The sequence below is a fragment of the Halobacillus sp. A5 genome, from assembly GCF_024189315.1.
Classification (GTDB): domain Bacteria; phylum Bacillota; class Bacilli; order Bacillales; family Halobacillaceae; genus Halobacillus_A.
Genome location: NZ_JAIZEO010000005.1, coordinates 73,102 through 90,144 on the forward strand (window position 1 = coordinate 73,102; position 17,043 = coordinate 90,144).

Annotated in this window: 17 protein-coding genes and 1 pseudogene; 3 read left to right on the forward strand and 15 right to left on the reverse strand. The window is 40.7% G+C overall.

Going from position 1 to position 17,043, the window contains the following annotated elements; all coding sequences use genetic code 11:
* Nucleotides 1–134 precede the first annotated feature (134 nt).
* A complete protein-coding gene (locus LF822_RS18365) occupies nucleotides 135–1,355 on the forward strand; it encodes a dicarboxylate/amino acid:cation symporter (protein ID WP_253925558.1) in 1,221 nt (406 codons plus the stop codon).
* Nucleotides 1,356–1,395: 40 nt separating this feature from the next.
* On the opposite strand, the gene LF822_RS23185 is transcribed toward LF822_RS18365, so the two are convergent.
* From LF822_RS23185 to LF822_RS18385, 4 genes are all read right to left on the reverse strand, one after another.
* On the reverse strand, nucleotides 1,396–3,120 hold the full coding sequence (locus LF822_RS23185; RefSeq protein ID WP_253925559.1) for a nitrilase-related carbon-nitrogen hydrolase: 1,725 nt from the start codon (nucleotides 3,118–3,120) through the stop codon (nucleotides 1,396–1,398).
* 87 nt (nucleotides 3,121–3,207) lie between these two features.
* A complete protein-coding gene (locus LF822_RS18375) occupies nucleotides 3,208–3,432 on the reverse strand; it encodes a hypothetical protein (RefSeq protein WP_253925560.1) in 225 nt (74 codons plus the stop codon).
* Nucleotides 3,432–3,995 (reverse strand): GNAT family N-acetyltransferase, encoded by a 564-nt coding sequence (locus tag LF822_RS18380; RefSeq protein ID WP_253925561.1) that lies wholly within the window; start codon nucleotides 3,993–3,995, stop codon nucleotides 3,432–3,434. Before LF822_RS18380 ends, LF822_RS18375 begins: the two co-directional genes overlap by 1 nt.
* A 20-nt stretch (nucleotides 3,996–4,015) precedes the next feature.
* A complete protein-coding gene (locus LF822_RS18385) occupies nucleotides 4,016–4,210 on the reverse strand; it encodes a DUF6019 family protein (protein ID WP_253925562.1) in 195 nt (64 codons plus the stop codon).
* 343 nt (nucleotides 4,211–4,553) lie between these two features.
* Between LF822_RS18385 and LF822_RS18390 the strand changes: the two are divergent.
* Nucleotides 4,554–6,075 (forward strand): annotated as a pseudogene (locus LF822_RS18390) (AbgT family transporter).
* Nucleotides 6,076–6,413: 338 nt separating this feature from the next.
* On the opposite strand, the gene LF822_RS18395 reads toward LF822_RS18390, so the two are convergent.
* From LF822_RS18395 to LF822_RS18425, 7 genes are all read right to left on the reverse strand, one after another.
* Entirely contained in the window at nucleotides 6,414–7,505 is a 1,092-nt protein-coding gene (locus tag LF822_RS18395; RefSeq protein ID WP_253925563.1) for an ABC transporter substrate-binding protein, read from the reverse strand.
* A 14-nt stretch (nucleotides 7,506–7,519) separates the two neighbouring features.
* The gene (locus tag LF822_RS18400; RefSeq protein ID WP_253925564.1) at nucleotides 7,520–8,302 is read right to left on the reverse strand and encodes an ABC transporter ATP-binding protein; all 783 of its coding nucleotides are present in this window, start codon (nucleotides 8,300–8,302) and stop codon (nucleotides 7,520–7,522) included.
* 8 nt (nucleotides 8,303–8,310) lie between these two features.
* Nucleotides 8,311–9,132 carry an ABC transporter permease gene (locus tag LF822_RS18405; protein ID WP_253925565.1) on the reverse strand — a complete coding sequence of 274 codons (822 nt, stop codon included), beginning with the start codon at nucleotides 9,130–9,132 and terminating at the stop codon, nucleotides 8,311–8,313.
* A gap of 159 nt (nucleotides 9,133–9,291) precedes the next feature.
* Nucleotides 9,292–10,512 (reverse strand): CHAD domain-containing protein, encoded by a 1,221-nt coding sequence (locus tag LF822_RS18410; protein ID WP_253925566.1) that lies wholly within the window; start codon nucleotides 10,510–10,512, stop codon nucleotides 9,292–9,294.
* A gap of 136 nt (nucleotides 10,513–10,648) precedes the next feature.
* On the reverse strand, nucleotides 10,649–11,038 hold the full coding sequence (locus tag LF822_RS18415) for a DUF4870 domain-containing protein (RefSeq protein ID WP_253925567.1): 390 nt from the start codon (nucleotides 11,036–11,038) through the stop codon (nucleotides 10,649–10,651).
* Between the two features lie 371 nt (nucleotides 11,039–11,409).
* On the reverse strand, nucleotides 11,410–12,021 hold the full coding sequence (locus tag LF822_RS18420) for a metallophosphoesterase family protein (protein ID WP_253925869.1): 612 nt from the start codon (nucleotides 12,019–12,021) through the stop codon (nucleotides 11,410–11,412).
* A 144-nt stretch (nucleotides 12,022–12,165) separates the two neighbouring features.
* On the reverse strand, nucleotides 12,166–13,062 hold the full coding sequence (locus LF822_RS18425; RefSeq protein WP_253925870.1) for a branched-chain amino acid transaminase: 897 nt from the start codon (nucleotides 13,060–13,062) through the stop codon (nucleotides 12,166–12,168).
* 146 nt (nucleotides 13,063–13,208) lie between these two features.
* On the opposite strand from LF822_RS18425, the gene LF822_RS18430 reads away from it, so the two are divergent.
* A complete protein-coding gene (locus LF822_RS18430) occupies nucleotides 13,209–14,141 on the forward strand; it encodes an alpha/beta hydrolase (protein WP_253925568.1) in 933 nt (310 codons plus the stop codon).
* Nucleotides 14,142–14,194: 53 nt separating this feature from the next.
* Here LF822_RS18430 and LF822_RS18435 read toward each other — a convergent pair whose 3' ends face one another.
* The 4 genes from LF822_RS18435 to LF822_RS18450 form a co-directional block, all read right to left on the reverse strand.
* Nucleotides 14,195–15,118, reverse strand: coding sequence for a DUF6612 family protein (locus LF822_RS18435; protein WP_253925569.1), 924 nt, complete (start codon nucleotides 15,116–15,118; stop codon nucleotides 14,195–14,197).
* A 174-nt stretch (nucleotides 15,119–15,292) separates the two neighbouring features.
* Nucleotides 15,293–15,910 (reverse strand): NUDIX hydrolase, encoded by a 618-nt coding sequence (locus LF822_RS18440; RefSeq protein ID WP_253925570.1) that lies wholly within the window; start codon nucleotides 15,908–15,910, stop codon nucleotides 15,293–15,295.
* A 16-nt stretch (nucleotides 15,911–15,926) separates the two neighbouring features.
* Nucleotides 15,927–16,346 carry an NUDIX hydrolase gene (locus LF822_RS18445; RefSeq protein ID WP_253925571.1) on the reverse strand — a complete coding sequence of 140 codons (420 nt, stop codon included), beginning with the start codon at nucleotides 16,344–16,346 and terminating at the stop codon, nucleotides 15,927–15,929.
* Nucleotides 16,347–16,373: 27 nt separating this feature from the next.
* Nucleotides 16,374–16,940, reverse strand: a complete 567-nt coding sequence (locus tag LF822_RS18450) for a GNAT family N-acetyltransferase (protein WP_253925572.1) — start codon at nucleotides 16,938–16,940, stop codon at nucleotides 16,374–16,376.
* Between the last annotated feature and the right edge of the window lie 103 nt (nucleotides 16,941–17,043).

Consider the following 17,043-nt stretch of genomic DNA (forward strand, 5'->3'; position numbering starts at 1 on the left):
ACAGAGACTCCTTATCTGGGGAATACTTTATAGAAGTGCACAGCAATTGACATCCCATCCATCATCAGGTATTGTGTTTAAATCAATGCTAAGTAAATCGATCAGAATTATATTTTTAAAAAGGAGGACCTCTAATGAAGGGATTTCTAAGTGCTTATACCCGCATCTCACTTATTAAAAAAATTACAATTGCCCTTATACTTGGAGCTGCCGCTGGACTCATATTCGGTGAAAATGCCAGTGTGTTAGAACCGTTAGGGGACTTACTGCTCCGCTTACTGCAATTCATCATTCTTCCGCTTATTCTCTTCACTTTAATTGTCGGGGTGAATCAAACAAACATCGGCAGTCTGGGGAGAATGGGAGGAAAGGTGTTCACTTATTACCTGGCTACTTCTGCTTTAGCCATATTTATTGGAATAGCAGTGGCTGGTTTATTCAACACTGGAACAGGAACATCGCTAAGAGGAGATGAGAGTTTTGACACACCTGATAACCCGGGGGTTATAGAAGTACTACTAAATATTGTCCCGGACAACATTGTAACAGCCTTCACGGAACTGAACTTATTAGGCATTATTTTTACTGCTCTCGTTTTTGGTATTGCCATCTCCTATTTGCGGTCAACCTCTGACTACCATCAAGCAGGTGAGAAACTTTATCGAGGGATAGATGCATTGAATGAAGCCACGCTCACTGTTATGAAAGGGATCCTGCAATTTATACCCATTGGCATCTTTGCTATTATTGCAGATGTAGTAGGCAGTCAGGGCGTAAATACTTTAACAGAGCTTGGTAAATTTGTCGGGGTCTTGTATATTGCCATTATAGTTCAACTTGCTATCTATGCAGGTATATTGTTAATCAGCAGAATCCGCCTGGGTTCCTTTTTCAGAGAGGCCCGGACCCCGCTGGTTACTGCTTTTGTGACGCAGAGCAGTACGGGCACACTGCCGCTGACATTAAATGCTGCCCGCAGCTTAAATCTAAATAAAAGCTTATATGGATTCAGTTTACCGCTCGGGGCGACAATAAATATGGACGGAGCGGCGATTCGAATCGCCGTTTCTGCCGTATTTGCAGCCAATGTTATTAACGATCCATTAAGCTTTGCCGAGATTCTACAAGTGGTTCTCGTTGGCACCCTTGCTTCTGTTGGGACAGCTGGAGTTCCCGGCGCGGGCATTGTTATGATTGCCACTGTATTTACACAGGTCGGCCTGCCAATGGAAGCAGTTGCCCTACTGGCTTCTGTAGACGTTCTCATAGGGATGGGAGCTACAGCATTAAATGTAACCGGTGACCTTGTAGGGACATCAGTTATTAACAAAACGGAAAAGAATTCTGCCCAATAAGAGGAGCAGTCCCTGGATAACCGAGGACTGCTTTTAATAGTTAAAAAAACGGCGGCTCACGCGTAACAAGCGGCTTATAGAATGCCGTTCTTCTCGTTAATATTAACTTCTCCTGATCAAGCCACCAGTCCGTCTTCATCGTATGAAAACTGTTAACGAGAACTTCCTGCTCTTTCCCCGATGTGATCACTGTCTCATCTTCTGTATAGTTTTGATCCAAATTGTAGATAGCGCTTCTCCCTTTGAAATCATGCTCCGTGCCTACAAAGTTAGCCACAATTGTAAAAGACTGAGCCCCTTTCGCTACGGCGTCCCATGTAGACACCGTCCCATCAGGATAAGGCTTCGCAAACATCTTCTCATTCATCGCCAGCTCCACACCATATTGTCCATTCCAGCTCGTCGGCACACAAATCATATCCGCCCTTTTTACAGCCAGCACACTTGCCACTTCGGGAAAGACTGCATCATATCCTATCATCATGCCAACCCGGCCAAAACCATTTACCGGGGTTATAAAAATCTGGTTGCCAGGTGTGGCCCAATGTTCATCCCAGTCATCTAAGTGGATTTTTCTATGCTTGCCGATCACTTCCCCCACGGGGCTTATTAATACAGCTGAATTATAATAGTGCGGGAGTTCTTTTTCAGCAAACCCAAAAACAATGTGAACTTTTTTCTCTTTGGCAAGCCTCTTCATTTCCCGGATGGTGGGGCCATCATCCGTTTCTGCATAATCATGAATATCCTGTTTCTTTTTCGTCTTCACAGGTCCGATGACCGAAACCTCTGGGAGAACAATTAATTGGACGTCCTCTTCAACTTTTTCCTCAATGAGTTGTATTACTTTATTCAAATTAATTTCCTTATTGCCAATAACAGGTTCATATTGAACAGCAGCTGCCTTAATGTGCCGTGACTGTGTATTCTTTGTATAATCCCAGGGACCGAGAAATAACATCAAATCCTTGTAGGAATCCATTCTCCGCTCAAGCAGTCGATCTTTGGCAGGGTTTTGATAGTGAGCAGGGTTAATTTTCCCCATCACCCTGTCGGGACCACTCCCTTCTTCGACTCTTGAAATTGGTGCTTCAACCACTTTGTGCCCATATGGAGACCAGATGGCACTCGCACCAATCATTTGAAAATCCTCTTCTTTATCTGAACGGTTTGCACTCACTACATAGAGTCCGTTCATCTCTGCCCAATGCTGCAGCATTGAAATAGAAGCACTGGAAGAATTCGTAGGAAAGCATAAAATATCCGCACCGTTCACAGCTGCCAGCCGGGCTGATTCCAAATAAGTAGAGTCCTGACATATAATCATTGCAATTTTACCTATCTGTGTTTCATATACTGGACAGCCGGTGTCGCCCCAGCAGGACCAATAATTCTCGACTACCCACTGGTGGATTTTTCGGTATTTCCCTATAAAACCTTCCGGCCCAACAAGAGCGGCTGAATTATAATAAAGACCTGTTTCCAGATCCTCCTCCGCCATTCCAATGACAATATACACATTATACTCTTCAGCGATTTCAGAGAACTGATCCGTCGTCAGGCCGGGAATCGTATCTACATACGTACTAATGGCAGAGCGGTCTAAATAATGATATCCTGTCGTCGCCATTTCAGGAGTGACGATAAGCTTTGCCCCTTGTTCTGCAGCCTGCTTTACACGGGATTTCAACTCTCTTATATTCGCATTACGACGATTTAATTTTGGGTTAAACTGAATTGATGCCGCTTTAAAAGGAGTTCTCACTTCTTTCTACCTCCTGCTGCTTCTTGTACACACAGTGTATCTAAAAAACACTATACATACAAAAGACGCCCCTGTTTATAATGACCGTCATCCATTAAAAAAGAAGCGTCTAAATTTGGTGTACCAGCCTCTGAATTGCCAGACGTTCCGATAAAGAATAAAGAGAATGATGTAGATCCCTATACCTGCCAGCCATTGATATTGAATAGTGACTATATTCCACGTATACATATCCTTTACCAGAACCCATAGAAAACCGCCCAACAGACCGAAAACCAATATAATTCTTAACAATTCAAGTACGATTCTCATTACGTTTTTACCTTTGCGTAAATACATGTATCTCTTACCTCGAGGCCGTCGACGGATACGTCCTCGTTCCTAAGTATGCCTTCTAATTGAAAATTCAGCTTCGCCGGTATAGCACGGCTTCTATGATTTATCGCATCACACCGTATTTCCACGCGCTTCGCATGAAGTTCGCGGAATGCAAATCTTGTTAATCCGTCTACAGCTTCAGTTGTATAGCCTTTTCCACTGTAGCGTGAATCTACCCAATAGCCAATCTCGAATTTAGGTACATCCCAGTTCATACGATGCAGCCCCGTGGAACAAACCAGCTCGCCGGTCTCTTTATGAAAGCCAAGCATTCGAAGATCTTCTCTTTTCAAGAAATTGATATGGGCATGCCTAATATTAACTTCTGTCTCTTCTTCCGTCTGATCGTGCTGTGCAAATGGAAGCCAGGGCTTGATCTCGTGAAGTGAGGCCTGTATGGCTTGATAGACTTTCTTCCCATCACCCGGTAGCGGCAGACGAATATGTAATCTTTGTGTTTCAAACTCATGAGGAAAATCCATTAGAATTTGATCCATATAAAAACTCCTATACCTTTTTATTGGTTATCCAAATCATCGTCAAGCCATGACTCACGTGTGTTCGACTGCTTATGTAGATCTACTCCATTATTCTTCGCGATTATCCCGCCTAACCTGGATTTATCAATCCCGTTTTTCACTGCTGATTCAATAATATAGTACAGTATCAGTAAAGACACCGCAGTCCCTGCCAAGTAGATTAAAACTCCCATACCATCCCTCCTTTTTCCTCTTCTCATATAAGAAATATATCATAACTTATTTTAAATCTCTGTTTATTCCATAAATTTCTTATAAACTAATTCTTCTTATCGAACAAATTACTCATTTTATCAAATTAAATCATTAAAAAGTAACTCTCTTCATTCGAGATTGCAAATTTCATGCAAAAATGACAAAATCTTTTCATTTTTTAAGCTTTTTTTAAATCTATTTCAATTTTCACAACATCTAATATAATAATATTTACGTTTTTTATTAAATAATTTTACAAACAATTTTCGGAAAATTATATAACTTTTAATCTTTTTCCGAATTAGAGAGGGAGAATGAAACATGGAAAAAAGCCGTAAAGGATTATTCCAACGTTTTCTGGACGGGGTCAGAGCATTTAGGAAATAAACTTCCTCATCCTGTTACATTATTCTCTGTTTTAGCGTTAGCTGTTTTAGCTTTATCTGCCATCATCTCTGCCACGGGTGTGAGTGTGGAACATCCTGGTGAAGAAGGAGAAACAGTAGAGGTTACAAATCTGCTGAATGGTGAAGGAATTCAATATATCTTTGAAAGCATGGTAGATAACTTCATTGAATTTGCTCCGCTTGGTGTGGTACTGGTCACTATGCTTGGTATAGGAATTGCCGAAAGATCAGGACTCATCAGCGCTTGTTTACGCGGCTTTGTTTTGTCTGTTCCTAAACAACTCGTAACCCTGGGACTAGTATTTGCAAGAATTATGTCCAGTGTGGCTTCAGATGCAGGTTATGTTGTGCTGCCTCCGCTGGGTGCTGTCATTTTTGCTGCTTTAGGAAGACACCCGCTTGCTGGTTTAGCGGCTGCCTTTGCCGGAGTTTCCGCCGGCTTTAGTGCAAACCTTTTCTTATCAGCTACAGATCCCATGCTCGGCGAATTAACAATTGATGCTGCAGCAGTTATTGATCCGGAATACGCTGAAGGCATGAATATTGCGATGAACTATTACTTCATTATCGCGTCTACAATTTTACTTACACTTGTTGGAGCATGGGTAACAGAAAAAATCGTTGAGCCTCGTTTAGGTAAATATACAGGAGAGTTTACGGAAGACCTTAAAGGTTTAGACGCTATTAAGAAAAAAGGACTTATCGCTGCAGGTATTGCATTGCTCATTGGTCTTATTGGTACTGCTCTGCTGATCGTTCCTGAAAATGGCATTATGCGCGGAGAAGAAGGGTCCATTGTACAATCACCGTTTATGACTTCTCTCGTTCCGATCATTGCCCTCTTGTTCTTCATCCCAGGTCTTGTTTACGGAAAAGTGACGAAAACCATTCGTAACGATAAGGATGTAGCTGATCAGCTTTCCGATACAATGGCATCGATGGGTATGTTTATTGTACTGGCTTTTACAGCAGGTCAATTCGTCGCCTACTTCACAGAATTCAATATGGGACTCGTCCTGGGTGTCTTTGGGGCTCAGTTTTTAGATTCTGTTAACTTGTCGGGAATTCCATTAATCATCATGTTTATTTTAGTAGCAGGTTTTATTAATTTGTTTATCGGAAGCGCGTCTGCTAAATGGGCCATGATGGCACCTGTGTTTGTACCGATTATGATGCAGCTCGGCTATTCACCTGAGCTCACTCAAATGGCTTATCGTGTGGCCGATTCAGCAACAAACATTATTACTCCGTTGATGACTTACTTCGCTATCATTATTGCATTTGCACAGAAATACGATAAAAAAATGGGGATTGGTACGTTGATTTCTGTTATGTTCCCATGTTCATTAATTTTCCTTATCTCCTGGTCAAACTTCTTAATTATCTGGATGCTTTTGGGCATCGATCTCGGACCAGTCTCGCCAATCACATATTAAGCTTGCTTGTTGAGGAAACTATCCGAATATGGATAGTTTCCTTTTCTAATTCTTCATAATGGAAACTCGAGTATAAAACTTATCATTTTATACTCGAGTTCACTAACTGATTATTTTGATCACTTTGTCGGTGTGTTTGCATCATGCTGCTTCTTATCACCTTTTTCGCGTCTTAAAGCATTTAAATCCTCTTTGCTTTTATTTTTAGCCTTCTTGCCCATCGCTCACCCTCCCTTCTCAAATGTCTTCATTAATATAGGTTGTCTATCTTTTTCAAAAAAATGATCAAAAGTACTCGCTTTAATGTACTTTTGATCATTTTTCATTGTACCCTCTCTTTATTCTGCTTCGTACTCACCGATAATCTCGACGGCTTTCTCGGTCACTGATGTATCAATGGATGTATCGAAATCAAATTCACCGCGGGTAGCCCCATTCTGCTCATACATATCATACTGCTTCTTAATGTCGTCAATAAACATTTCACCATTCGGGTCCAAGCCTGTGATCGAAACCTTCTCCCATATTTCTGGATCCTTTAAAGCGGTATGCTTTGTCATAATATCAATAACTTCATCCTTACCTTCCCCATTTTGGAAGGCATCATTGTAGTCGCGTACACCTTTTAAATAGGCCGCCATAAATCTCAGGGAAACATCCTCTTCTTCAAGAATGAATTTAGGCGATCCCAGCACCATTGCAATTTGGGCATTTGGAGCAAAATCAGTTGCATCACCTAAACGAACATGCAGGCCTTGTTCGATTCCCTGCGTAATCAAAGGTTCAATCTGCAGAGCGGCGTCAATCGATCCATTCCCCATTGCGGCCAGCATATTTCCGAAATCAGACATAAGCACGAATTCGACATCATCTTCCGTTAACCCCGCGTGCTTAAGCATTTCCTGAAAGATGTAATCGTCTACTGCATTTCTTGATGAAACGGCAATCCGTTTTCCTTTGAGATCTGAATAGTCTTTAATCTCATCTTGAAGATCTTCTCGAATAACAAACGAGAAGTAAGAGTTTCCATCAATGTAGTGACCTTTGTCAGCTATAATCTTTACATCTATTCCCTGGGCAATGGCATTAAAAAAGGATGATGTGGATACGCCTCCGGCAATATCTACTTCCCCGGCTGCTAAAGCAGGAAGCATATCATCACTGTTAGCAAACTGTGTAAATTCAACATCGATATTGTATTCTTCAAAATATCCTTTTTCCTTCGCGATGTAGAAGCCTGCGCCGGAAGCAGCACCATCTTCAGCAATAAAAACTGATGCTTTCTCATCTAATGGTGCTAAGTCACCTGAAGCATTGCCGTCACTAATATCCTCCTCTATTTCATCACTTGCCTGATTGGAAGAGCAGCCGCTTATCAATACAACTAATAACAGCAGTGGTATGAATAATAGAAATTGACACTTTTTCATTAAAATCACCCTTCTTACCCCTTCACTCGTGAACTCTGCACCTCATCATGCAGATGATTCCATATATCTACAAAATGCTTTGCCATAACAGGATCGGCTCTTACCTGCTCCATATTACGGGGCCGCGGCAGATCAATTACCTTTTCATCAATAATCTGACCAGGCTGAGTGCTCATGAGCAGAATCCTGTCACTGAGCAGAAGCGCTTCGTCAATACTATGTGTTATAAACAATACAGTCTTCTTCGTTTCTGCCCATATGCTCAGCAGTTCTTCCTGTAGAATAAACTTATTCTGTTCATCTAACGCAGCAAATGGTTCATCCATTAACAGAATTTCAGGATCATTTGCGAATGCCCTTGCGATACTTACCCGCTGCTTCATTCCCCCTGATAATTCTTTAGGGTATAATTTCGCAAATCGGTCCAGCCCGACTTTTTCTAAATAATAAGCTGTTCTTTCCTTTATAACGGATTTTGGCAGATGCCGCATTTTCAGTCCGAATGCCACATTCTCTTCTACCGTTAACCATGGTATTACTCCGCGTTCCTGAAAAACCATAGACTGCAGAGGACGACCTTCTTTGCGTTGATCAATTGTAAAATCACCAATACTTGGCTTTTCTAAATCAGCAAGGATGCGGAGCAGCGTGGTTTTTCCGCAGCCGCTTGGTCCTATTAAACAAATAAATTCACCGTCCTTGACGTCCATTGAGATATCCTTAAGGGCGGTCACACTATTTCCTTTTTTGTAAAACACTTTTGTTAAATGGCGAATGGAGATCTTTGAATTAACCAACTTTTCATTCACCTCCATGGCAGTAGTTTATTTTGGAAGCCTCGTAAAATCAGTGAAAACAAATAACCAAAAAATGAAATGAGCACTAGCCCTACATACATTTCTTTTAACAAAAAGGCTTTATAAGAAGTCCAGATCAAATACCCTATCCCTGAATTAGCCCCCATCATTTCGGCTGCTACAATCGTAAGCAGGGCAATGGCCTGCCCCATTTGGATGCCTTCAAGCATGACAGGAAGGGACCCCGGCAGTGCGATTTTAAAGAAGTAATTCTTTGAATCCGCACCATAGTTCTTTGCCACATCCAAGTAAATTCGATCTATGTTAACAACCCCTGCCACTGTGTTTATAATTACCGGGAAAAACACACTTCCCGCAATCGTCACAATCTTTGAAACTTCGCCGACCCCAAAAATAATTAATATAATGGGAAGGAGCGCAAGGGTTGGAATTGGCATAAGTGCCATAATTAACGGAGAGAAGAAATGACGGACTGGTGAGTAGAGCCCCATAATCAGCCCCAAAATAACCGCGGGTATAACACCAAGCAAAAAACCTGCAAAGATTCGAAATAAAGAAATACCAATGTGATCAAATAACTCTCCACTTGTTCCCATTACTAAAAAAGTTCCAACAATTTCAGTCGGAGGAGGAAAAAATCTTGGATCCACTATTTCCGTACGTGATAAAAACTCCCAAAGCAGCAAAATGAATATAGGCGAAGATATCGTAAGTATTTGTTTAAGACGGCCTTTAATTTGCCTTTTCCTCCACTCTTCCTGTTCGACCGCAAAGGGGTCGTGATTATGTCTCTTCATTTTCTCCTTCATCCTTCACCACCTCTTTATGCAAATCATCATATGTGTAAATGCCCAGAAGTGTGAAAAGTAGTCAATTCAGAATAAAGACTTATGCCCTGTGGCAGACACGGTACGGCGGGAAGGCGATTTTATGAGGTGAGTGCCTGCCCATAATAAAAGCAGCTCCAATTACTCGGAGCTGCCTTCTTCTAATTTTTCTATTTTCACTTCATCCATTCGTTTTGCGAGATCCTCCTGTAACTGCTGCTTGACCGCTTTTATGTGCTTCTTCTTTGCAGCTATTTGATCCTCGTGCTTCTTAAATGCTTTCAGCCAATCCTTCAAATCGTTTATTTCTCCGAAATGATCTTGAATATCCTCATAATAATCTGCCTGCTTTTTATAGTTTTCTTCATACATTTCGTTGAGATACCTGTAGATATAACGGAGATATTTCGATTCAATACGTACATTGTGTAATGCATTAAGTGATGGCTTGGAGGTTCGTCCTTTCTTTTTACATGCCTTATTAAACTCATCTACTGCTTCATTAAAGGAATGTTCGTACTGTTCAAGCCTGCGGTTTATTTTGAAAATCATTACGTAATTGTGTAATTCATCCTTCAGAAAAGCCTCCCAGCTATCATAGAAATCGTCACTTATTACCTCAGGTAATAATTTTTTCAGCTCATCCCTATGCTTTCTCCTCTTTTCGTCTATACTTTGATGAAGCAGTCTATAAATTTGAGCCAGCTTTTGGTTCTCTTCCTTTTCTTCCCTGCGGATGAAAGCTTCTATTGCCACGTCACTCTCTCTCACTTTGCCTAGAAGCTTATGAGCTTCTTTTAAAGGGTCGAATATTTCATGATCTTTAGGAACTTTTAAAGATTGGAGCAGTGCCTCCAAACGTCTTCCCTTCACTCTTGCTTGATGAATGTCCTCTGGATCTTCAAAAGTAAGTGAACTTCTGCAGTGCTCCCTGTATTCATGAAGCAATCCGCTAAATACAGAAGACCAGCGTCCGCCCATACTTCTGTTTGCCTGCTCTAAGCATTCCTCGCATAAATACTTGCCTTTCACCTGCGTGAGAGACTGATCACTCTGACAGACTATACAATACTGCGAATGATCATTAAGTACCACTTCATTATTGAGAACCCTGATCTCAACCTGCTTGCCTTCTTCCCAGTTTAGCTGCTGCCTTATTTCAACAGGGATTACAACTCGTCCATAACGATCAAGCGTCTTTCCTTCTTCTTTACCTTTTTCCTTCACTACTTTAATCCCGCGCCCGCTTTCGAGCTCATAAACATTCAGGTGCTGATCCTTTAACTGTAATTCATCACGAATATCCTTTGGAATAACAACTCTGCCCATCTTATCCAATTGCCTCATAAATTTAGCAGCCATTATGAAATCCTCCACCTTTTGGAAGCTTTTTTCTTACCCTTCCCTTAATTTTCTTTTTATTAACTACTATGTAGATTTCTTTCTAATAAAAAGCACAGTCCATGGACTGTACATAGTTGTATAGATCTAATGATTATTATTTCATTTTTTCTAATAAGTCTTCAGCTGCATCTCCAGTAATCATTAAATGATACCTTTTACCCTGATACGCCTTAACCATTAATAGAATCCATAGAACAAGAGATAGAGGAGCAATGAGCAGGCTTACTAATATTCCTATAATAGGGATAAAATTAACCACTAAACCTAAGACAAAGATTCCGCCAAATACAATAAGAGACTGCATGGCATGAAAGCGGATAAAATTGTTCTCTTTCTCAATTAGGAGAAAGACAATCCCCGTAATAAAACCTAATAAATAAGCAAGCAGTCCACCTACATTTTCCTCAAGACCCGTTGAAGATTTTTTTACTTGCGGGGTTCCTCCGTCTGTTGGAGGCAGTGGGTTCTTCGGATCGTGCTCCACTTTGCTGTTTCCTCCTTTTGCTTTTTTATGAAAAAAGCTGACCTGACGCTTTCTGAAAGAGGAACGAATAATTGTCAAACTATTCTGTAATTTAATTATACAAATTCCTTTGTTCAGCGTCAACATAACTTTTCCAGCTTAATTGTCCTTACACAGGGACTAGTAAATGAGGGCACTGACTCTACTTTAAGTCCTTCGATGGTTTCACCTAAAAGGTTAATATACTGAAAAGCCATATAATAAACTTATATTTCCGTTATTTCCCAAAGGAAAGGGGAAAATCATAAGTTCATTGTTAAGATAGGAACCATCAGCAGTAGTTAGTTATACAGAATCTATCAAAAAAAGACGCGTTCTGCCGATCCGCGTCTTTAGGCTGTATACACTTGATGAGAAGGAAGCTCTAATAAACTTAGTTTGCCTCCATATACAGCTCCTGTGTCAATATCAATGTGATCTCTATAGTAAGCAACATCTTCAACGGGGGTATGTCCGTGCACTACGGTTTTCCCAAGACCAATTTCGTCCGTATGCCTTGTCCACAGCATAGTATGCTCTTCCTGCTTTTCAAGAGGAATATGCGGTTTTAAACCAGCATGGACAAAAATATAATGTTCTGTTTCATAATACATGTCCAGATGATCTCTCATCCATTCCTGATCGTGGTAAACTTCTTCCATATGGTGCTTGTACGATTGAAAAGTGGTCGAAGCTCCATTCAGCTTCCACAGCTCCATAGCCTTTGATTCATGCTTTGCGCGAATAAACAAGTCATCGTGATTGCCTTTAAGCGCGATAGCTCCATCCTCTTCAACAAGCCGCTTCACCTTCTTAACTACTTCTCTGGAGTCAGGACCTCGATCAACATAATCACCTAACAAAATCAACTGATCCTTATCGGGCTGATACTCCGCTTTTTTCAGGACACGCTCAAACTTTTCAATATCTCCGTGAATATCCGACACGACAAGGTACCTCATAATGTCCTCCTCCATTAGACTTATTCTCCTAAAGTTACATACAGGTCTATTTCTTTTTTGGAAGACTTTTAAACCTCATGACCGTCTCAGATCCCTCTTCAAAAAATATTTCCTTACTTTTCCCTACATTGTAAACCCCTGCTGCATTTAATAAACAGCGGTACAGTAATTTAAATAAGCTGCCACATTCCCTCTTATCATCTGTTCATATAACCTCTCAATTCTCCGAGTGACGGGGCCGATCTGACCGCTTCCTATCACGCGGCGGTCTACTTCTACTACGGGTTTAATACCTATAGCTGTTCCTGTAAAAAACACTTCCTCAGCCTCATACAACTCAATTCTTGTAAAGCTTTGTTCCACTATTGATAATCCCAGCTCCTTCACAGCTATTTCAAATACTGTGCTCCGTGTAATTCCCGGAAAAATATCATCAGCAACCGGAGGAGTTATCAAGGTCGAGCCTTCAACAATGAATATATTTTCCGTAGCTCCTTCACTTACATGTCCGTCTGCGGTTAAAAAAACAGCTTCATCGTATCCATTTATTTCAGCTTCCTGAATCGCAAGCCCGGAGTTCAAGTAGCCCGCACTTGATTTAGTCTGCGGGGGAATAGCATTGCTGGCTATTCTAGTCCAGGAAGAGATGCACACCTTTAAAGATGGTTTCGCTTCATATTCAGAGAAGTCTACATAGATAGAAAGGCGGTTGTAAGGATCACTTAATCTAGGTCTTAATTCTCTCTCTCCTTTAAAGCAAATCGGACGTATATAGACATCTTGAGTGACTTCATTCAACAATAGCAGCTCTCTGATCAAATGAAACTGCTCACCTTTTGTGTAAGGAACGGGAATGAACAAACTATCGCAAGAACTATGAAATCTATTGATGTGATCTTCTAAGCGGAACACATACAGCTGTTTATGCTCTTCATTCCAAAAGGCTCGTATGCCATCGATCGCACCTAACCCATAATTTAAACCCTTGTTCTTCACACTCACGCTGAGAGTTGTATCTTCAATGAATTGTCCACGATCAAACATATAGACCACAACACACACTCCCTTCCTTTATAGTGAATATATGCTGGTATACCAGGACTATACAAAGGAATCTCCTAACAATATACTTAATCTTCCAAATAAGATATTATTAAAATAGGATTTTAAAATGCTGGTGAGGTGTGTAAATGGAGAACAGCTTTGTTTCGTTTCAACAACAAATCATTCAACTTGCCGAGGAGAAGAATTACATTGAAGCGATCATTCAATTAGAAAGTGGTAAATCCCGATTCCCATGGAAAATCGATCGAATCGGCCAATGGAAAGCGGATGTATATTGTCTCTTAGGAGAAGAAGAAAAAGCACTTAACGAACTCAATGAAGTACTATCAAAAGGATTGTGGTGGAATCCTGAAATTTTAGAGAATGATCCTGAGTTAGCTTCATTAAAAAGTCTTCCAGATTATCAAAACGTTATAAAAAAATGTGACCGGCTGTTTCAGCAGGAAAAACAGGCAGCCAAACCAGAACTTAATATTTTAGGAAATCCAAAGGCAGATATTTGTATTTTCTCGCTTCACATGCGGGGATCAAACGCAGAAGATTATATAAGCCATTGGCAGGACCCTGTTTTAAAGCAAAATTACTTTATGGCTTTTCCTCAATCCTCCCAATTATTCAGCTGGAATTGCTACACATGGGACGAACAGGATAAAGCTCATGACGAAATCAGTCAGGCTTATAATGAATTTGCACGTATATATTCTACGCTGAATAAACAAATCATTGTAGCAGGAGCTTCTCAAGGAGCAGATGCAGCTTTGACACACTGTTTAGCCAATAAAGAATTTAATAAATTTGTTCTTCTTATCCCTTCTTTCCAGGATACCGCAAAAATAGAGAAACTCCTTCAGGCACATGAGAGTAAAGATATACGAGGAGTCATTATCACAGGAGATCAGGATCCTTTTTACGAAAATGTCCAAAGAATTCATTCACTTATGAAGAGGCAGGGTCTCGAATGTCAGTTAATTGTGAAAAAGAACCAGGGCCACCTTATGCCGGAGGATTTGCCTGAATTATTAGATCAAGCATCTCTGTTTGTTCTACATAAAAACTAAAGTAAGGCAGGTCCTTTTATTTAATAGGCCTGCCTCTTATTAAACAATAACTACTATTCAATTGTTTCTTGACGTCTCCTAAACAACAACAGTCCGCCCAGCCCCGCTGCGGCAGCACCTGCTAGAATGAGCATAGGTAGATTAGTAGCTGTATCCGGCAGTTCTCCCCCCGCTTCAGCCGACTCTTCGTCCATCTCGTCTTCCAATGGAACGGCTTCATCCATCACCTCTTGAGGCACCGTAATTTCATCTACTCCATTGAAATTATCTAAAGTCATCTCGATAGACTGTTCAGAAGTTGTAGTTTCACCTTCCATCTCCATATCCATATCGATATCCATCATCAAATGAGTCATATAATGATTTTCCTTATCAATGGTTACTTCATAACTCATTTCATTGATCGTCATTTCACCCAGCATATCTTCCATCATTGCTGAATCTTCTTCACCCATACCCTGACTAAACATTTCCTGTGACTCTTCCATTAGAGCTTCTCCATCACCTTCATAAGTTAATAGGTAAGTATCACCCTGATCCTCTACATTCATATTTTCCGCCAGCTCTTCTGCCTGCTCAACCTGGTCTTCTGCCATAGCTAAACTCCTCAGCTCGTCCAAACCCTCTGAAGGAAGTTCGATCCACCCTTCCTCGGGATCTTCTTGAAAAAATCCGTCCTCAGTCCAATAGGATTCAAGCTGCATTTCATCTTCTTCAGGTGTTGAGGCTGTAGTAACTTGATACATGGCAAACGGGTCAAGAGTAATATCCTGTTCTGCCACAGAATTTGTGGTAACCGTCTCACCAGCAATCATCATCGTCTGCTCCATGCTCGTCTCACTGGAATAGCTTTCGAGCTCAGTCATCGCTTCATTTGATTTCTGTAAAATTTCTGAAGCACTATCATCAGCTAGAACTTGAGTTGGAAGTATGACAGCCAGCACAGCAGCTGCCGAAAGAGAGAACAATTTTTTCAATATGGAAACACCCCTCATCATAATTTAGCAAGCTGAAATAGTACTTCTACGTTTATGTAACCTTGTGCACCATCCTTGCAACGTAAAAATTTTCCTATTCATCCCGCATTATTCGATAACCTGTTTCCATCACAATAAAACATTTTTATTACTTTTTTTATAAAAAATTCCAAATTAATCTACTAGAGGCTGCTTGACCGGATTGTCTAAATACTCGAAAAAAAGTTCCATTTGCGATTCTGTATTACGACTGATTGAGAGTTCAGGAAGATGGTCACGACTAAAAAAGCTTACATTACTCGTCTCCAGGGTATCTTCAGCTGCTGTCCCTGAAATATCACACTCCAGGAAGAATTTATAGTAATGGTATGGCTGAGGAGGATGGGCATGCTTATGATAATCTAGAACCGCCAGCAGTCTCTTAAAAACGGCCTGGTACCCCGTTTCCTCTTCTACTTCCCTTACAACATTTTCCGTTAACGAAGCACCTACATCTGCGAAACCTCCAGGAAGCGCCCACTTTTCATCCACTTTTTCCTTCACGAGCAATATTTTATTTTCTCTAAAAACCACGGCCCTAACATCTATTTTGGGTGTTAAATACCCTTCTTCCTGTTCAAATAAATTCAATATGTAATCCATCGTAGTGTTTGAATAAGTGGACATAATTTCCGCGCTTAACTCCATGAGTTGTCTGTAGCGTTCTATGTCATACTTATCTTTAGAAAAAGCCAGTCCCGCTTGAGCAGTAGATTGTATTTGTTTAGCCCAATCCAGCCATTGTTTATTCATATAAAGCAACTCCTGTCTAATAAAATTTTCTCCAGCTATTGAGATAGTCTTTATATTCATTCTTTATGTTATCGGGGAGGGAGTCTGCACTGAAGAACCTCACTTCTTTTCCTTCTTTTTGCTCGTTTTTTAACTCTCCTCTAAATGTGTTAGTGACAAATACAGCTGTGACGGAGTAAAATTGATCTCCGTTAGCCAGTTTAAAAAAGTAATTATCCCCGGAAAAAATATCTAAGAATGTACAGTCACTTACCTCCAGCCCTGTTTCTTCCTTTACTTCCCTTTTCCCCGTCTCTTCCATACTCTCACCTAATTCCTGAAGGCCTCCCGGGAGCCCCCACGTTCCATCGTTCCTGTGCTGAAGCAGAATATTTCTTTCCTCATCAACGACAATAACGACACTTCCCGTTAAAATTAGAGGACTTCTCCCAACCAACTCTCTTAATCCCCTCACGTAATCGATTCAAACCCACTCCTTTTCACTAAACTCATCTCTAGTGATTCCAAAGTAAAGAAAGTCATAATAATGGCCTCCGGTAAAAATCATGTTTCTTAGTTGTCCCTCTTTTTGAAATCCCATGTTCTCATGCATCTGAATAGATGACTTATTAAATGAATAGACAATGCTCGTTAGTTTTTGATAACTTAGTTCATTAAAGAAATAAGTCATGATCAAGTGAACGGCTTCTTTAGCATAACCCCGGCCCCGATAAGGTCTGGCAATTAGGATGGCATACTTGAATGTTCCATTTCTTCGGTCACAATCAAATGTATTGATCATACCAATTGCTTCCTTCTCCTCGCTTTCAATTATTAATGAATAGTGGTCGCTTTCGGGCTCTTTCTTAGACAATGCCTCTACATGCTCCTTTAACCTCTTATAGGAATGAGGAAAAGGAATGGATCCGACTGATTGGATTGCCTCGCTGTCGCCATCCCAATTAAACATAACATCGGCATCTTCAGGTTCTACACCCCTTAGCCTGACCCTTTTACCCTGCCAAAAATTCCACACGTCCAAATCTTTCACGCTCCTCCCTCATACTGTTAATTCATTATATAATATAAGACGCTTCAATTGAGTTCACCGTTTCATTTATGTCAACCTTATTAAGATTTAAAAAACCAAACCC